The organism is Nisaea sp. (assembly GCF_039990255.1).
Taxonomy (GTDB): domain Bacteria; phylum Pseudomonadota; class Alphaproteobacteria; order Thalassobaculales; family Thalassobaculaceae; genus Nisaea.
Window position 1 is genome coordinate 316,960 of sequence record NZ_JBDXGG010000007.1, and the last position, 15,666, is coordinate 332,625.

Annotated in this window: 15 protein-coding genes; 7 read left to right on the plus strand and 8 right to left on the minus strand. The window is 60.6% G+C overall.

Annotated elements, in window-relative coordinates; all coding sequences use genetic code 11:
• Window positions 1–73 precede the first annotated feature (73 nt).
• Complete coding sequence (locus ABJ076_RS06215; RefSeq protein WP_348188647.1) at window positions 74–1,153, minus strand: COX15/CtaA family protein; 1,080 nt, start codon at window positions 1,151–1,153, stop codon at window positions 74–76.
• A 487-nt stretch (window positions 1,154–1,640) separates the two neighbouring features.
• Between ABJ076_RS06215 and ABJ076_RS06220 the strand changes: the two genes are divergently transcribed.
• Both ABJ076_RS06220 and ABJ076_RS06225 read left to right on the plus strand, forming a co-directional pair.
• Entirely contained in the window at window positions 1,641–2,279 is a 639-nt protein-coding gene (locus ABJ076_RS06220; RefSeq protein WP_348188649.1) for a helix-turn-helix domain-containing protein, read from the plus strand.
• Window positions 2,276–3,040: a hypothetical protein gene (locus ABJ076_RS06225; RefSeq protein WP_348188651.1), complete on the plus strand. Its 765-nt coding sequence runs from the start codon at window positions 2,276–2,278 to the stop codon at window positions 3,038–3,040. The genes ABJ076_RS06220 and ABJ076_RS06225 overlap by 4 nt, the downstream gene beginning before the upstream one ends.
• 83 nt (window positions 3,041–3,123) lie before the next feature.
• Here ABJ076_RS06225 and ABJ076_RS06230 read toward each other — a convergent pair whose 3' ends face one another.
• Window positions 3,124–3,381, minus strand: coding sequence for a hypothetical protein (locus tag ABJ076_RS06230; RefSeq protein ID WP_348188653.1), 258 nt, complete (start codon window positions 3,379–3,381; stop codon window positions 3,124–3,126).
• A 195-nt stretch (window positions 3,382–3,576) separates the two neighbouring features.
• Here ABJ076_RS06230 and groES point away from each other — a divergent pair, with 195 nt between their 5' ends.
• A complete protein-coding gene (groES, locus tag ABJ076_RS06235; RefSeq protein WP_348188655.1) occupies window positions 3,577–3,867 on the plus strand; it encodes a co-chaperone GroES in 291 nt (96 codons plus the stop codon).
• A 17-nt stretch (window positions 3,868–3,884) separates the two neighbouring features.
• Complete coding sequence (groL, locus tag ABJ076_RS06240; protein ID WP_348188657.1) at window positions 3,885–5,540, plus strand: chaperonin GroEL; 1,656 nt, start codon at window positions 3,885–3,887, stop codon at window positions 5,538–5,540.
• 88 nt (window positions 5,541–5,628) lie between these two features.
• Here the strand turns inward: groL and ABJ076_RS06245 are convergent, their stop codons facing one another.
• Genes ABJ076_RS06245 through ABJ076_RS06260 form a run of 4 tightly spaced genes read right to left on the minus strand, consistent with a single transcriptional unit; the run spans window position 5,629 to window position 8,373 of the window.
• Window positions 5,629–6,375, minus strand: a complete 747-nt coding sequence (locus ABJ076_RS06245) for a sulfite exporter TauE/SafE family protein (protein WP_348188659.1) — start codon at window positions 6,373–6,375, stop codon at window positions 5,629–5,631.
• A gap of 44 nt (window positions 6,376–6,419) precedes the next feature.
• On the minus strand, window positions 6,420–7,046 hold the full coding sequence (locus ABJ076_RS06250; protein WP_348188661.1) for an HAD family phosphatase: 627 nt from the start codon (window positions 7,044–7,046) through the stop codon (window positions 6,420–6,422).
• Complete coding sequence (locus tag ABJ076_RS06255) at window positions 7,043–7,951, minus strand: NAD(P)-binding domain-containing protein (RefSeq protein WP_348188663.1); 909 nt, start codon at window positions 7,949–7,951, stop codon at window positions 7,043–7,045. Before ABJ076_RS06255 ends, ABJ076_RS06250 begins: the two co-directional genes overlap by 4 nt.
• A gap of 17 nt (window positions 7,952–7,968) precedes the next feature.
• Window positions 7,969–8,373 carry a tellurite resistance TerB family protein gene (locus ABJ076_RS06260; protein ID WP_348188665.1) on the minus strand — a complete coding sequence of 135 codons (405 nt, stop codon included), beginning with the start codon at window positions 8,371–8,373 and terminating at the stop codon, window positions 7,969–7,971.
• 205 nt (window positions 8,374–8,578) lie between these two features.
• On the opposite strand from ABJ076_RS06260, the gene ABJ076_RS06265 reads away from it, so the two are divergent.
• On the plus strand, window positions 8,579–9,961 hold the full coding sequence (locus tag ABJ076_RS06265; protein ID WP_348188667.1) for an amidase: 1,383 nt from the start codon (window positions 8,579–8,581) through the stop codon (window positions 9,959–9,961).
• A gap of 21 nt (window positions 9,962–9,982) precedes the next feature.
• On the opposite strand, the gene ABJ076_RS06270 is transcribed toward ABJ076_RS06265, so the two are convergent.
• Both ABJ076_RS06270 and ABJ076_RS06275 read right to left on the minus strand, forming a co-directional pair.
• Window positions 9,983–11,560 carry a SulP family inorganic anion transporter gene (locus tag ABJ076_RS06270; protein WP_348188669.1) on the minus strand — a complete coding sequence of 526 codons (1,578 nt, stop codon included), beginning with the start codon at window positions 11,558–11,560 and terminating at the stop codon, window positions 9,983–9,985.
• Between the two features lie 292 nt (window positions 11,561–11,852).
• Window positions 11,853–14,150 (minus strand): heavy metal translocating P-type ATPase, encoded by a 2,298-nt coding sequence (locus ABJ076_RS06275; protein ID WP_348202632.1) that lies wholly within the window; start codon window positions 14,148–14,150, stop codon window positions 11,853–11,855.
• 94 nt (window positions 14,151–14,244) lie between these two features.
• Here ABJ076_RS06275 and ABJ076_RS06280 point away from each other — a divergent pair, with 94 nt between their 5' ends.
• Together ABJ076_RS06280 and ABJ076_RS06285 are read left to right on the plus strand one after the other, a co-directional pair.
• On the plus strand, window positions 14,245–14,640 hold the full coding sequence (locus tag ABJ076_RS06280; RefSeq protein ID WP_348191842.1) for a cyclic nucleotide-binding domain-containing protein: 396 nt from the start codon (window positions 14,245–14,247) through the stop codon (window positions 14,638–14,640).
• Between the two features lie 43 nt (window positions 14,641–14,683).
• Window positions 14,684–15,559 carry a 3-keto-5-aminohexanoate cleavage protein gene (locus ABJ076_RS06285; RefSeq protein WP_348191845.1) on the plus strand — a complete coding sequence of 292 codons (876 nt, stop codon included), beginning with the start codon at window positions 14,684–14,686 and terminating at the stop codon, window positions 15,557–15,559.
• The last annotated feature ends 107 nt before the right edge of the window (window positions 15,560–15,666 follow it).

Sequence of the window (15,666 nt, forward strand, 5' to 3'; positions counted from 1 at the left end):
TCCTTGCGGCAGAAGTATCGCCATGCCCGAAGCGGAGAGACAAGCAGCCCATAGCCATCAGTGTGGTTCGCGATCAGCCAGAACGGCCGGAGGCCGCGCGTGGCCCCGAAGTCTCAAACAAAACCCAAATAGCAGCCGCAAGCGTAAGCGCCGCGCCGCCCTGGTGCGCGGCTCCTAATGTCACGGGCACCTGTGCAAGAAGGGTCGCGATACCAAGCGCGACCTGAATGGTGGCCATGCCGGCAAGGCTGTGGATGGCGAGGCGGGTGCGGGGGGCGATGTCCGTGGCGCGCATTACCCGGACCAGCAGCCAGACGATGCTGGCGAAGGTCAGGATGGCGATGATGCGGTGATTGAATTGCACCGTGGCCGGGTTTTCGAAGAGATTGATCCAGAATGGCTCGGCGAAGGCATAGTCCGGCGGGATCACATGCCCGTTCATCAGAGGGAAGGTGTTGTAGATCAATCCGGCATCCAGTCCGGCGACGAACGCTCCGGCAATGGTTGTGATGGCGATCAGGTGCAACACAGCGACGGCATGGCGGCGGTATTTGCGATTGGTCTCGGCGGGTGTCCGGATGAGCTTTAAAGCGGTCCAGATCAGTGTGGCGAGGATCAGCAGGGCGACAGACAGATGAATTGCCAGCCGGTACTGGCTGACGGCAGGGTTGTCCACCAACCCGCTTTTCACCATCCACCAGCCGATGCCGCCCTGGATTGCGCCGAGCAGGAAGAGGAAGCCGAGCCTCGGATAGAGCGCCTGGCGAATATGGCCGGTGAGGGCCAGCACAATGAACGGAACGGCGAAAGCGATGCCGATCAGCCGGCCCCAGACCCGGTGCAGATACTCCCAGAAGAAGATCTGCTTGAAATCGTCGATGGTCATCCAGGCATTCACCTTCTGGAACTCCGGTGTGTCCTGATAGAGCGAGAAGACCCTGTACCATTCCGGCTCGCTCATTGGCGGCAGCCAGCCGATCAACGGACGCCACTCGACCATTGAAAGTCCGGACTCGGTAAGCCGCGTTATGCCGCCGATGACGATCATCAGGAACACCATGATAGCGACGCCTGAAAGCCACCAGGCAACCGGGCGATCGACCGCTGCGTGTTCGGGCAGGGCCGGTGTGTAGGATTGGCTGGACGCGTTCACGCCGCACTCCGTTCTCGGTTCTGTTCCGGCGGAATGTGGCGTCAGGCGCGGCTCAGGTCAAATGGATGCAATGCCGCACCCCTTCCGTGTCCCTAAGTCGAGCGGGCATGTGGATCAGTGCAGACGAAATTTGACATCCGCGTCGGTGATGCTCGCACTCGGGTCAAGGGGCCTGCGGAGATCGGTCCCGAGTGAATGGGGGCTTCGATAGTGAGGCGCCAGTAGTTGAGGAACCGCCGGAACTTAGGGAACTCCGGAGATGGGGGGCTGCTCCGCTAGGGGGGGCAGGATCGTACGTTAACGAACTGGCCATTCATGCAGCCCGCAGCGAATACGAAGGAAGAGCCCATTTGGCCAACGCTGCAAACTTTATAAAGGCCTGTATTCCCGTCGACTTTCTGACCCGAGCCATATTCTAGACCATTCAAGAAACAAATCTTACTCGCGCGGGGTTGCATATAAAATTAATAAGCGCTAATTTATTAAAATGATTGAATCGCCCAAGCCAAGGCGCGGCCGTCCGCCGCTGACTGATCGACCAGAAACGCGAGGTCGCATCCTAGACGCTGCGTTGGAAGTTTTCTCCGAACGCGGTTACGACGGCGCGACGGTCCGCCAAATCGCTGCAAAAGTTGGCGTGAGTGATCCTGCGCTTTATGCCCACTTCAAAGGCAAGCAAGAGATATTTGAGGCTCTTCTGAAACTTGCCGGGCCTGATCTGCTGGCAAGCGCCGGAACTTCTCTGGCGTCCGACAAAACTCCTATGCAGATCGCAATCCCGGAAATGTTTGGGAACATTGTCGCAACGTGGTCGACCCCGCGCGCCAAAGCGTTTGCTTCACTCGTCTTGCGTATGGGGCCAGATGGGCTCGGCAATATGTTGCAGGATGTTTCCGCACGATTGCGACCGGCTTTCACCGTTTGGCAGGCGCGAGGAGAATTGCGGAAGGACATTCCTGTCGACGTCGCAATTTGGCAGGTCATCGGGCCGCTCGCGGGGCTTCGTATCACGTACTTGCACGGCAACGCATCCAAAGCTGATGTCGCGCATGCCAAGTCGCTAGCCAAAACCCACTTGAAGATTGTCGCGCAAACTCTCACCCAAACGAGAAGCCAAGAAGAATGACCAATCAGAGTGAAGCCTTGCAAATCGTTGGCCCTAAGAACAAATTTCCTGAAGTGTCACTGATCGAGCCCGCGCAATCCGGCTACCTCTTGCTTGCAATCGAGGTTGATCACCGCCCGTCAATAGGCTTTTTCGTGGAAAGTAAGGCGAAGAAAAAACTGCTCGGCACGCTTAAGGCTTTTGCACAGAAGCTGGGTACGACTGATGCCGGTTTTGACGCCACTGTCTTCAAAGCTGTGATCATTCCCCCTGGACGAGGGGCGTTTTTGAACAAGCGACCAGAGGTCAAAATCGCAAAATTTGACGTTGTCTTGCTGGTGGAATTCGTGACCGTCGATGCAGCAAAAGAATACCAAAAGACACCTGAATGGGCTGCGCTTGTGGCGGATATCAAAGAGAATTCACACAATGTCATGAGCATTGCAGCGTCCAACGCACGCAGGATCGGCCCCGTCGATCACGCAACCAATGGCATCTTCTTGTTCAACTATTTCTATGCAGACAGTTTGGATGTCAATCTTCAGGTGTGGAATTACACAGCGGGCTGGTTTCAGGATCAGACCGGCCTCGACAATTCCACCGTTCTACTGCCAGATGACGCAACCCAAGTACCCTATACTATTATCAACCACTGCCGTTGGGACGGGCTTCGTAATATCTTACCGGCGTTGCTTTTCAACAGGTCGTTCAAGCCATTCGTTCTGGATAATTTCGAGCAAAACAACACAGCAGCCATTCCGATTCTTTATAAGCTTGCTTGACGATTTGCGAAACACTCAAACATAGAGTGGAAGTTGGTGCGGCCGCAGCGAAAGTCAGGTCTGGTGTCGCTTCAGAGTCCTGCTCACCGACGAATATTGATGGAAAAATCTTCGATAATTGGCCTTAACGTAAGCTCCTGCCTCCTACCGGAGCAGACCCCAGATACATCATGGGTCTGCCAGATGAAGCATTGCAAAAGATCCGGATAGTCCGGCAAGCGGTAGAAAATTCTGGCAGTGGTCACGCGGCGTTCAAGCTGCCGCCGGTCTTGATCCAGCAGGTTTGAAACGCGCTCAGAAAACCTCTTGGCAACGCACGGCGCGGTCACCATGTCTTTCATTGTGGAGCAATATGTTCCCGTCCATGGACGCCTGAACAGTGTTTTTTCTCCGCGCCCCGCGCCAATTCCTTGACAGTCGAAGCGCCATTCCCTACATCCTCAGCACTCGCCGGTGGTGAGTGCTAATAAGTTAGGTTCGCTCCGGCGAGCACTCATTGGAAACGTCAAATAGACGCTTAATTCGGAGGTTTTGGCATGAAATTCAGGCCATTGCATGACCGGGTCGTTGTCCGTCGCCTTGAAGGCGAGGAAAAGACGGCCGGGGGCATTATTATTCCCGATTCCGCCAAGGAAAAACCGATGCAGGGCGAAGTCGTCGCTGCCGGTACTGGCGCGCGCGACGAAAGCGGCAAAGTGCAGCCGCTGGACGTCAAGGCCGGCGATGCCGTGCTGTTTGGGAAATGGTCGGGTACGGAAGTCAAGATCGACGGCGAAGAGCTGCTGATCATGAAAGAGTCCGACATCATGGGCGTTCTGGAATCCTAAGAAAGGGCTGATCCATCATGGCTGCTAAAGAAGTTAAATTCGGCACCGATGCACGGGCCCGCCTGCTGGCTGGCGTTGATGTACTCGCGGATGCCGTAAAGGTTACGCTTGGCCCGAAAGGCCGCAACGTTGTTCTCGACAAGTCCTTCGGTGCCCCGCGCATCTCCAAGGACGGCGTGACCGTTGCTAAAGAGATCGAGCTTTCAGACAAGTTCGAAAACATGGGCGCACAGATGGTGCGTGAAGTTGCTTCCAAGGCGAACGACATCGCTGGCGACGGCACCACCACTGCAACGGTTCTGGCTCAGGCCATCGTCCGCGAAGGCTCCAAAGCCGTCGCCGCTGGCATGAACCCGATGGACCTGAAGCGCGGTATCGACACGGCGATCGAAGCTGTCGTCGCTGACATCGAAAAGCGCGCCAAGAAAATCTCCACGACTGATGAAGTCTCGCAGGTCGGCACCATCTCCGCCAACGGCGAAGCCGAAATTGGCGCAATGATCGCCAAGGCGATGGAGAAGGTTGGCAACGAAGGCGTCATCACGGTTGAAGAAGCCAAGTCCCTGCACACCGAACTCGACGTTGTCGAGGGCATGCAGTTCGACCGCGGTTATCTCTCCCCGTACTTCGTCACAAACGCTGACAAGATGACCTGCGAGCTGGAAAGCCCTTACATCCTGCTGCACGAAAAGAAGCTCTCCAACCTGCAGGCTATGCTGCCGGTTCTCGAGCAGGTCGTTCAGTCCAGCCGTCCGCTGCTGATCATCGCCGAGGACGTCGAGGGCGAAGCCCTGGCGACCCTGGTTGTGAACAAGCTGCGTGGTGGCCTGAAGGTCGCTGCCGTGAAGGCTCCGGGCTTCGGTGATCGCCGTAAAGCGATGTTGGAAGATATCGCTATCCTCACAGGTGGCACCGTGGTCAGCGAAGACCTCGGCATCCAGCTCGAAAACGTGTCCCTGGAAATGCTCGGCACCGCCAAGCGCGTCCAGATCACGAAGGACGAGACCACTGTTGTCGACGGTGCCGGCGAGAAGACCGACATCGAAGCACGGTGCAGCCAGATCCGCGCCCAGGTCGAGGAAACTTCCTCCGACTATGATCGTGAGAAGCTGCAGGAGCGTCTCGCGAAGCTGGCTGGCGGCGTTGCCGTTATCCGCGTCGGTGGTGCGACCGAAATCGAGGTGAAGGAGCGCAAGGATCGTGTCGACGACGCGATGCACGCGACCCGCGCTGCGGTTGAGGAAGGCATTGTACCGGGTGGTGGTACTGCTCTGCTCTATGCCGTGAAGGCGCTTGAGTCTCTCAAGACCGACAACGAAGACCAGAAGATCGGCATCAACATCGTGCGCAAGGCCATCCAGGTCCCGGCACGTCAGATCGCCAATAACGCCGGTGAAGACGGCGCGGTCATCGTCGGCAAGATGATGGAGTCGAAAGACACCGACTGGGGCTTTGATGCGCAGAAGGGCGAGTTCACGAACCTCGTCAAAGCCGGCATCATTGATCCGGCCAAGGTCGTGCGCTCTGCTCTGCAGAATGCCGGTTCCGTTGCTGGTCTGCTGATCACCACGGAAGCCATGGTTGCCGAAAAGCCGGAGCCGAAGGGTGCCGGTGGCGGTATGCCTGGCGGCGGCATGCCGGACATGGGCGGCATGGGTGGCATGGGCTTCTAAGCCAGGCCTCCAGATACCTTTACGAGAAACCCTCCAGGGCACGCCCTGGAGGGTTTTTCTTTTGCGCCGATTGTTGCTCCTGTGCCGATCAGGAAAGGCCGGCGCTGGCGACGATGTACAAGCCGAGGGTAAGCACGCCCGCGAAGAAGACCTGCCGGAAACGGACCTCCGACAGATGTCCGCGGATCTTGCGTCCAAGCACCATCCCGAGGATTGCGGGGATCAGGCCGAGCGCGGATGCGAGGCCGAGTTCCGGGTCGATATGCGCACCGTTCCCGAGCGCGATGGCCAGAGCCGCAGTTGAGAGCATGAACAGCATGCCCATGGCCTGAACCAGCATGTCCCTTTGCATCCCCATCGCCTGCAGATAGAGCACACCCGGAACCATGAAAGATCCTGTCATTCCGGTCAGGATGCCATTGGTTATCCCGAACAATGTTCCGCTCCGGAAAGCGGTGGCGGCCGACATTGAAAGCTTGAACCCGGCAAGGCCGATGGCTGCATAGGCAATCAGCAGCAGGCCTAGCAGCGCGGAAAGATAGGACAAGTCGACATGGTGAAGGGCTTGGGCGCCGATCCAGATCGTTACCGTGGCTGTGAGCAGAAAAGGCCAGGTCTTTCGCAGGATTTCCCGCATATGCCCGCCGATGGCAGCTTGCCAGAGATTTGTCGCCAGCGATGGGACGATGAGAAGTGCCATGGCGCTCGGCAAATCCAGCAATAGTGTCATCAGGCCAAGCGTGATCGTCGGAAGCCCGAGCCCGATCACGCCTTTTACTGTCCCGGCGAGAAAGAAGGTCGCGGCGGCTGCGGCGAGAAGGGTGGGGTCCTGCATGGTCTCAGTCTAGCCGGTCTTGCCGACGCAGCAATGCGCGAGAGTCAGATCAGGCCAAGCATCCGGCATTTTTTCAGGCAGGTGTCGGGACTGTCGAAGAGGTGTGTCTCGAAACCGAGTGTGCGGGCGGAGTCGATATTCGCGACGCTGTCATCAATGAAAAGCGTGCGCTCCGGGGCGATGTTGAACCGGTCGATACAGAGCTTGAAGATCGCCGGGTCGGGCTTCTTCATGCGTTCTGCACCAGAGACGACGACGTCTTCGAAGTCGTTCAGGAAGTCGAACCGGCGCCGGGTATCGTCAAAGGTCTCCACGCCGAAATTGGTCAACCCGTAGACCCGGGTACCTGTCGCTTTCATGTGCTGTTTTGCGGCGACCATGGGTTCGATCGCGCCCGGGATCATCTCCTGGAAACGCTCATAGAAGGCCCGGATCAGGTCTTCATGCTCCGGGTGGCGCGGGGCCAGCGTGGCGATCTGCTCTTCCGGGCTGCGGCCGAGGTCGTGCTGGACGTGCCAGTCCATGGTGCAGATTTCCGTGAGGAACCATGTCACCCGGTCTTCATCGGCAAAGCCGTCATCCTGCACGAAGATGGTGCGATAAAGGTGACGGGGGTCCCATTCGATGAGGACATTTCCAACATCGAAAAGAACGGCGTCAATGGCCGTCATTGCGGTTCCTTCCGGCCTTCGGCGATCTCGATGATGAGAGAGGATATGTTCAGATCGCCCTGGGATCCATCAAGCAGGGTCTGCCAATGTTCCGCATTGTTGGCGAGGCCCGTCAGCGTGATGCCGGCCGTGCGCGCCAGTTCCAGCGCCTGGTTCGCCAGCACTGCCTGCTCGCGGACGGTCCGACCGGCGCGGAATTCACGGTCGGCCATGCGGCGTCCGCTTTCCGACAGCACGGCGCCGCCGACGGCACTGTCGGCGAGGGCCGCCAGCAGCGCATCGGCCTCGACCCCGGAGGCAGCTGCCAGGGCCAATCCCTCTGCGAGAGCCTGGACCATCTGGCCATGGATTGCCGCACCGCAGGTCCGGATCGCCTGACCCGAGCCGACCGGCCCGGCATGCAGGACCTTGCTTCCGAGAGCATTGAGGAAGGGCCAGATCCGGGCGAGCGCCATATCGGTGCCGCCGATCGAGATCGTCCCGCCCAATGTGGTTTCGGTCACTGGTGCGTCGAGCCAAATCCTGCCGCTCTGCCGGACTCGGTCGGCGAATTTCCGGGTTGTTGCTGGGGCGCTCTCTCCGATGTCGACGATCAGACCGTCGGGTGGGGTCCCGTGCAGCACGCCGTAGCGGTCCTCTTCAGGATCGAAAACGACCCGTTCGAGAGCATCGTCGCTGTTGACGGCGATCAGAGTTGCTTCCGTGTAACGCGCAACATCCCGTGGGCAAGGCTCGATCTCGATCAGGGGATGGGCTTCCCCGAGAGCGGCGGCTTTTTCGGTGTTTTGAGTCCATACATGCAGGCGTGCACCTTCGGCCGTGAGTTTACGGGCGACTGCGAGGCCGCGCCGGCCGAGACCGACGAGACCTATTCTGCGACCATCAAGCGATTTCGGGGCTGGCATGATGCCGCCCGTCTCCCTCAGGGCCGGGCGTAGCGCGCTGCTGATCCGCGCTCGATCGCTGCGGCCGTCAGCCGATCGACGTTGAGTTCATGGCGGAGCATTTCAAGGAACCGCAGTTCTTCCTGGGTCGCCGTGCCATCGGCAGCGACGACATCGCAGGCCAGAGCGTATGCGGTCGCGCAGAGTTTCTCCGGCAAGGTGCGCTTGATCTGGTCTACAGCGGCATCGAGACCATCTGTTTCGCTCAACAGATCGATCGCCGAGCTGGCGATCTGACCGAAATTGCCGGTCTCGAAATCCTGGAAAATCGGCAGCACATTGATGATCTCGCTGATCGTGTTCAGCTCTTCGTCATCAACATTGCCATCTGCGGCCGCACTCAGGACCATGGCATAAATCAGGGCGGAGTGGGTTGTGATCATCGCTCGCCTGGCTCTCTAAATTGCGTGTTCACCCAAGGATATAGCGGCTCGCGATCGTAAGCGATACCCCGGAGTGGGGCTGGCTGTGCAATTCCGCACAGCTCCGGATCAGTGTCATGGCACAACGCTTCTTCCTCCCGGTTGGTCGACGGGGCTAATCTGGCTTTCGAAAAAGGCGTAAACGAGGCAGATGGGGGCAGAGTGCATGGCGAGAACACCGGAGGATCCGTTTGAAAAGGGCGGCATCGTAGGATTTGCGAAGGACCTCCGAGCAGGGCGGACCAGCAGCGAAGCGGTGACGCGTGCCTGTCTTGATCGCATTGATGCTCTGGACGGTCAGGTCGGCGCTTTTCAGCATATTGGAGCTGAGAGTGCCCTGCGCATGGCTCAGGCGATGGATAGTTTGCTGCGTGCCGGTACCGATCTGGGCCCGCTCATGGGCGTGCCGATGGCGGTGAAGGATATCTATGCTGTCGAAGGCATGCCGACCACGAACGGCTCCCTGATCGAGTCCGCCGATATCACCGGCCCTGAGGGTAGCTATGTAAAGTCACTGAAGCGTGCCGGTGCCGTCATCCTTGGGAAGACCAAAACCGTTGAGTTTGCGCTTGGCGCGACTGGAATCAACGAAGCGCGAGGCACGCCATGGAATCCATGGGATCTCGATACGCACCGCTTTCCCGGCGGCTCCTCCAGCGGTTCCGCGGCAGCGACGGCAGCGGGCATGTGCGCTTTCGCGCTCGGCTCGGATACCGGCGGCTCGATCCGCATTCCAGCAGCGCTCTGCGGTCTGTTCGGTTTGAAGACCAGTGTTGGGCTTATCCCGACCGACGGGGTGTTTCCGCTGTCGCCCACACTGGATTCTCTCGGGCCGATCTGCCGAACCGCGGCGGATGCTGCGCTCGTGCATGCTGCGACTTCCGCACTACCTGCACCGCAGCCGGCGGAGGCAAGTGCGTTGCGGCTCGGGGTGCCGCGTGAGTTCTTTTTCGAGGATCTCGACGATGCGGTCGCCGATTGTGTTGAGAAGGCCCTTGGGGCGCTCCGAGAGGCCGGTGTGACACTGGTCGAGCTGACCGCCGAGGATTTGCCGGACCCGCGAGAGCGGGAGACGGTGTTCCCGACCATTGTCGGCCCGGAAGTCCTTGCCAGCCTCGGCATTGATCGGTTTACCGCGGGGCGTGACGGGATGGACAGCGTGACGGCTATGCGCGCCGCTATCGGGTTTGATGTTTCGGCGGTCGATTATTCCCTCGCCTGCCGCCGGCACAAGGCGTTGAAACCGCTCGCCGACACGGCTTTGCGCAACCTCGACGGGATTGTCATGCCATCCACACCGATGGTCGCCATGCCGCTTGCAGATCTGGAAGCGCCGGAAGGCGCAGCACGCTCAATGGCGGCATCCCGGAACACACAGCCGGGCAATCTCTGGAGCCTTTGCGGAATATCCCTGCCAGTGCACCAGTATGGCTCCGCCCTGCCGGTGGGGCTGCAGATCCTCTGCCGTCACGGCATGGACGCACACGCCCTCTCGGTCGGCCTCGCAATTGAAGCTGTTGTCGGCCGACCGGAAGCACCGGTCTCCTGACAGAAGTCAGGTTGACCGGGCTTAGTGCCCGGTGCCCACCTGTCCGGTTTTGAGATCGTAATCGGTCGCGACGCCGTATGTCGGATCTTCGTCGTCGCGCTCTTCCACGAGCTGGCCTGCCTTGCCGAGCAACACCTTGCAGTCACGGCTCAGATGCCGGAGCTGCAGACGCTTGCCCAGTTCGTCATAGCGCTTGGCGAGGCTCTCGATGGCCTGCAGGCCGGAATGATCGACGACGCGGGAATTCATGAAGTCGATCACCACGCGGTCGGGGTCATCCTTCGGCGTGAACTGGGAGAGGAAGCTTTCCGTGGAGCCGAAGAAAAGCGGCCCTTCCAGGCTGTAGATCTTGGCGCCGGAGACGTCGATGCCCGAGACGGCATGCATCCGTGTTGCCGCGTTCCATGCATAGAACAGAGCCGACAGGATGACGCCGACGATCACCGCGACAGCCAGATCCGTCATCACGGTGACGGCGGTGACGAGCACGATCAGCAGCGCGTCCTTGCGTGGGATGCGGCGCATGATCGTGAGGCTCTTCCAGGCAAAGGTACCGATCACCACCATGAACATGACGCCGACCAGGGCGGCCAGCGGGATCTGTTCGATCAAGCCGGAGGCGAACAGGATGAAGCTGAGCAGGAACAGCGCGGCGGCGATACCGGAGATCCGCGTGCGGCCGCCGGATTTCACGTTGATCACGCTCTGGCCGATCATGGCGCAACCGCCCATGCCGCCGAAGAAACCGGTGACGGTATTGGCGACGCCCTGGGCCAGGCATTCCTTGGATGCGCCGCCCTTGGTTTCCGTCATGTCTGCGACCACGTTCAGGGTCAGCAGACTTTCGATCAGCCCAATGGCTGCCAGAATGAGGGAATAGGGCAGAATGATCTGCAGCATCTCAAGCGACAGCGGCACCATCGGGATATGGAAGGTCGGCAACCCGCCCTGGATGCTGGCGAGATCGCCGACCCGCGGCAGGTCCAGATTGAAGCCGATGACGATCAGCGAGACGATACCGACAGCGGCCAGCGGTGCCGGAATGAATTTGGTGATGCGCGGGACGACGTAGATCAAGGCCATGGTGAGGGCAGTAAAGCCGAGCATGAGATAGAGCGGCTCGCCGGTCATCCATGTGAGGTCGCCGTCCGGTGTTTTCACCTTGAACTGGCCGAGCTGGGCCAGGAAAATAACGATGGCGAGGCCGTTCACGAAACCGAGCATGACCGGATGCGGCACCATGCGGATGAATTTGCCCCAACGCATGACGCCGGCAACGATCTGCAGCAATCCCATCAGCACGACGGTGGCGAACAGATACTCGACGCCGTGCCGGATCACCAGGTCGACCATGACGACCGCCAGTGCGCCAGTCGCGCCGGAAATCATGCCCGGGCGACCGCCGATGAGGGCTGTGATCAGGCCGACGATGAAGGCCGCATAAAGGCCGACCAGCGGGTGCACATGCGCGACAAAGGCGAAAGCGACGGCTTCCGGCACAAGGGCCAGAGCAACCGTCAGGCCTGCTAGGACATCAGCCTTGAACTGGAGCGGGGTCAGCTTTTTGTCCCCGTTATTATTTCCTGTCGCGGACGACATAAGCGATTTCACCGCTTGCAGCATGGGAGCGCGTCTCATTCGTCTGGTATGGTTTCGGGGAGCCCGACGCTCACTCTTCCGTCCCCGGACGGTTTCTCCGGGCACGCAGGAGAGAGCATTATCTGCCGCTCTTATTACAGAATCGCGCGTTTGCCTCAATGAAATTGCGCAACGCAACATTGCATGTGTGACTTGCGCGACTCAGGAACCTTTTAATGAACTATCTGAAATTAATGAACTTTAAATTAAGGCTGCTCGGTTTTGCCGTTTCAGCACGCTCCCGCTTGCCCCCTCAGCCTGCCGCGAAATCGAAGATGTCCTCTTCCTGTGCATTGTGGATGCGGACCAAGGCATCGACGGATTCGATGATGCGCTGTGCGTCCCGGATCAGATAGCGGTCGGCTTCCTCCTCGCCGATGCCGGTCACCAAGCGGTCGAGCAGGCGGCCGAGATGCTGGATTTCGCGGTGGGCCCGGCTCATTGCCGCCAGGCCGTAGGAATTGCCAAGATGAGGAGCGAGCTGAGGATAGATGGTGTCTTCGTCCTCGCGCTCGTGCGGCACGATTTCGTCATTGATGATGCGGTTGGCGTCAGCGATATGAGCCAAGGCTTCGGCGCCTTGTGCATCGTCCAGGGCGTCGGCATGGGCGCGCAGCTGGTCAAGCCAGCCTTCAACCTCTTGATGTTCCTCGCGGAGGAGCCGGGCCGCTTCCTCCGGCAGATTTGCGCGGATGCCGATGCCGGGAGGCGCCAGCGCACGGAGAGCGTTCAGGATGACAGCAATGTCGATGCCTTCCTGCAAAAGAGCGCCGGCGACCGGCGTCAGGTGACCGGCGGCGGCGAAGCCCATGGCGATGAGCGACAGCGCCATTCCAGCGACGATGCTTTCGATGGCGATGCGCCGAGAACGTTTGGCAATGGCAAGTGCGTCGGCGACACGGTCCAGCCGGTCAACCAGCACCACTGCGTCGGCGGCTTCCGAGCTGGCGCTGGCTCCGCGCGCGCCCATGGCGATGCCGATATCGGCGGATGCAAGTGCCGGTGCGTCGTTGATGCCGTCGCCGACCATCAGGGTCGGATGGCGCTTCTTTTCGAATTCAACCGCATCCACCTTGTCGGCGGGCACCCGGTTGGCCAGCACGGCGTCGAGATCGAGTGCGGCGCCGATGGTCTCCGCCGCATCGGCATGGTCTCCAGTGACCATAACGATGCGGCCGATCCCGGCGTCCCGCAGGGCACGGACGGCGCGGGGCGCTTCCCGGCGCAGGCTATCACCGAGCAACAGTGCACCAACCAGCTCACCGTCGATTGTCACGAACACGGAGAGGGCCGAGCGCCACGAGGCCCGGCGCCGGGCCCGTTCCACCCAGGGTGCGCGCTGATTGCCGCCCGTCGTCATGGTCAGGCTTCCGGCGACGATCCGTTTGCCCTCGATCGTGCCGGCAAGCCCGGCGCCAAGGTCTTCCCGGACGTCTTTCGGCGGCACCAGCGTCAGGCCGCGGGTCTCGGCGGCTGTGACGATGGCTTGGGCAATAACGTGGTGAGAAGCCTGTTCCAGACAGGCGACGAGGCGCAGCACGTCGTCGGGGTTGATGCCTGGTGCGGTCTCGATGGCGACCAGACGGGCACCGCCGACGGTCAGCGTACCGGTCTTGTCGAACAGGATGGTGTGGGCCCTTGCCAGTGCTTCCAGCGCTGCGCCGCCTTTCACCAGGACGCCACGCCGGGCGGCTTGCGAGACGCCGGAGATGAAGGCGACCGGGGCTGCCAAAATGAGCGGGCAGGGTGTGGCGACGACAAGCACGGCGAGGCCGCGCACTGGGTCTCCAGAGAGGATCCAGGCGCCGCCCGCAACCACCACCGCCAGCGGCAGAAGCAGCAGCGCGAACCGGTCGGCGAGACGGATGAAGGGCGCCCGCGCGGTGTGCGCCGCCGCGACCATGGAGACAATCCCCGCATAAGTGCTTTCGCTCGCAATGGCGGTTGCCTGCAAAGTGAAGGGTACGCCCGCATTGACGGCACCGCTACGCACCGGCTCGCCGGCATGGCGCTGTACCGGGATCGGCTCGCCGGTCAGGGCGGCCTCGTCGATGACGGCATTCGCCTCGGCGCCGGTTTCCAGGACGACACCGTCGACCGGAACGATCTCGCCGGTGCGTACCAGCAATCGGTCGTGCATCGCGACCTGCTCGACGTCGATATCCTCAAGCGTGCCGTCGATATAGCGATGTGCGGTGCGCGGCGCCCGGTCAGTCAGGCTTTTCAGATTGCGCTCGGCCCTGGAGACTGCGAAATCCTCAAGCACGTTGCCGCCGGCATACATCACCGCCACGACGACGCCCGCCAGCGTTTCGCCGAGAGCGAGGGCCGCCGACATCGAGAGCAGCGCGACCGCATCCACCCCCATGCGGCCCGCCAGCAGGTCGCGCACAATGCTCACTGCCAGAGAGACAACGACGGGCAGGGTGGCAAGGCCCCAGATCCAGGTTGCCGCCTTGTCGTGATCAAGCTGCCAGGTGATCAGACCCGCGGCGAGCCCGGTGGTGGCGATGCCGATCAGCAAACGGCCTAAAAGACGTGTTGAAATCATGGCTTTCTCTGGCACCCTGTAGCACACGGCATTGCGCTTACCCGATGAACGGCGCTACGCGCTCAATAGTATTGCGCATCTCTGGAGGCTGACTGTGGAATATAAAGATCCGCCAACCCGGCGCTACAATAAAGGCGATGTTATCTTTTCCGAAGGGGATCCCGGAGACGAGGCCTTCATCCTGCGGAGCGGATCCATCGAGGTGTCCGTCGGTACCGGAAAAGACCGCAAGTCGCTTGACGTGATCACCGCGAATCAAATGTTCGGCGAGATGAGCGTGATCGGAAATGTTCCGCGCACGGCAACTGCGCAGTGTCTTGAAGACACGCTGGTGACGGTGGTCGACCGCAAGCTCGTCCAGATCAAGATAGCGGAGATGGATCCCTATATCCGCTATCTCATGCAATCCCTGATCGATCGCCTGACCCGAACCTCGAAGAGAGTCGCCCGGTCGCGCCCTCAGGGGTTGCTGGAAATTCCGAAGGATTAACGCGGGTTTGGGCAAGGTAGTCCGCCTCCGGAGGAGGGAATCGATGAGCAAGATCTGGCTGGAAGCCGCCATCAACGGCCCCTGGACCCGGAAAAACCAGCCCGCCATTCCGGTTGCGCCGGAAGAGATTGCCGCTGACTGCATCGCCTGCGCGAAAGCTGGCGCGGCGATCGTCCACTTCCATCCTTATGACGTGAATACCGGCCTGCAGGTGGATACCACCGACGCCTATGCCGAGGTGATCGAGCGGGTCCGCGCGGTGGATGAAAAAGTGATCATCTATGGCACCCTGCCGATGGCGGGACTGCCGAATGTTTCCGACACGATGAGCCCGGCGCAGCGCTTTGCGCATGTGAAGGGCCTGGCCGAACGCGGTCTGATCGAATGGTCCGTGGTCGATCCCGGCAGCACCAACATCACCCACGATGCCTGGATTGCTGAAGGCCGGGAGGGCTTTACCTATCTGAACCCTGAAAGCCATGTGCGGTATGGGTTGGAGCTTTGCGCCGAAAAAGGCCTGCATCCGAGCTATGCCATCTACGAGCCCGGCTTCATCCGCCAGGGCGCGGCCCTGCACCGCGCGACATCCGGCTGCCCGACCCCGCTCTACCGCTACATGTTTTCCGACAGCCTGACCTTCAGCTTCCCGCCGGAACTCTACGCGCTCGAGGCCTACAACAGGCTGCGCGAGGCGGAAGCCCCGGGCACCCCCTGGATGGTGGCAGGCCTCGCCGTCGACATCCGCCCGCTGATCGCGCCAGCGGTGGAACGCGGCGGCCATGTCCGCGTCGGGCTGGAGGATCAGCCGTTCGGAGCCGAGACGACGAATGTCGCGTTGGTGGAGGAGGCGGCGCGGCTGATCGAAGCGGCGGGCGGCACGCTGGCAACACCGGACGAGGTGCGGGCGGGACTGAGGTAAACCCGATCACCCTTGGGTGTTATCCCCAAGCCGTTTTCCCGGACCCCGATCCGGGATCTTTCAACGGCGTAGTTCCCTGATCCACAAGATCCCGGATCAAGTCCGGG

Excerpts from the sequence above, each read along its gene's own strand:
- ABJ076_RS06230 (WP_348188653.1), bottom strand. The coding sequence starts at position 3,381 with ATGAAAGACATGGTGACCGCGCCGTGCGTTGCCAAGAGGTTTTCTGAG.
- groES (WP_348188655.1), top strand. The coding sequence starts at position 3,577 with ATGAAATTCAGGCCATTGCATGACCGGGTCGTTGTCCGTCGCCTTGAA.
- ABJ076_RS06265 (WP_348188667.1), top strand. The coding sequence starts at position 8,579 with ATGGCGAGAACACCGGAGGATCCGTTTGAAAAGGGCGGCATCGTAGGA.
- ABJ076_RS06285 (WP_348191845.1), top strand. The coding sequence starts at position 14,684 with ATGAGCAAGATCTGGCTGGAAGCCGCCATCAACGGCCCCTGGACCCGG.
- ABJ076_RS06250 (WP_348188661.1), bottom strand. The coding sequence starts at position 7,046 with ATGACGGCCATTGACGCCGTTCTTTTCGATGTTGGAAATGTCCTCATC.
- ABJ076_RS06225 (WP_348188651.1), top strand. The coding sequence starts at position 2,276 with ATGACCAATCAGAGTGAAGCCTTGCAAATCGTTGGCCCTAAGAACAAA.
- ABJ076_RS06220 (WP_348188649.1), top strand. The coding sequence starts at position 1,641 with ATGATTGAATCGCCCAAGCCAAGGCGCGGCCGTCCGCCGCTGACTGAT.
- ABJ076_RS06275 (WP_348202632.1), bottom strand. The coding sequence starts at position 14,150 with ATGATTTCAACACGTCTTTTAGGCCGTTTGCTGATCGGCATCGCCACC.
- groL (WP_348188657.1), top strand. The coding sequence starts at position 3,885 with ATGGCTGCTAAAGAAGTTAAATTCGGCACCGATGCACGGGCCCGCCTG.
- ABJ076_RS06260 (WP_348188665.1), bottom strand. The coding sequence starts at position 8,373 with ATGATCACAACCCACTCCGCCCTGATTTATGCCATGGTCCTGAGTGCG.
- ABJ076_RS06255 (WP_348188663.1), bottom strand. The coding sequence starts at position 7,951 with ATGCCAGCCCCGAAATCGCTTGATGGTCGCAGAATAGGTCTCGTCGGT.
- ABJ076_RS06245 (WP_348188659.1), bottom strand. The coding sequence starts at position 6,375 with ATGCAGGACCCCACCCTTCTCGCCGCAGCCGCCGCGACCTTCTTTCTC.
- ABJ076_RS06270 (WP_348188669.1), bottom strand. The coding sequence starts at position 11,560 with ATGTCGTCCGCGACAGGAAATAATAACGGGGACAAAAAGCTGACCCCG.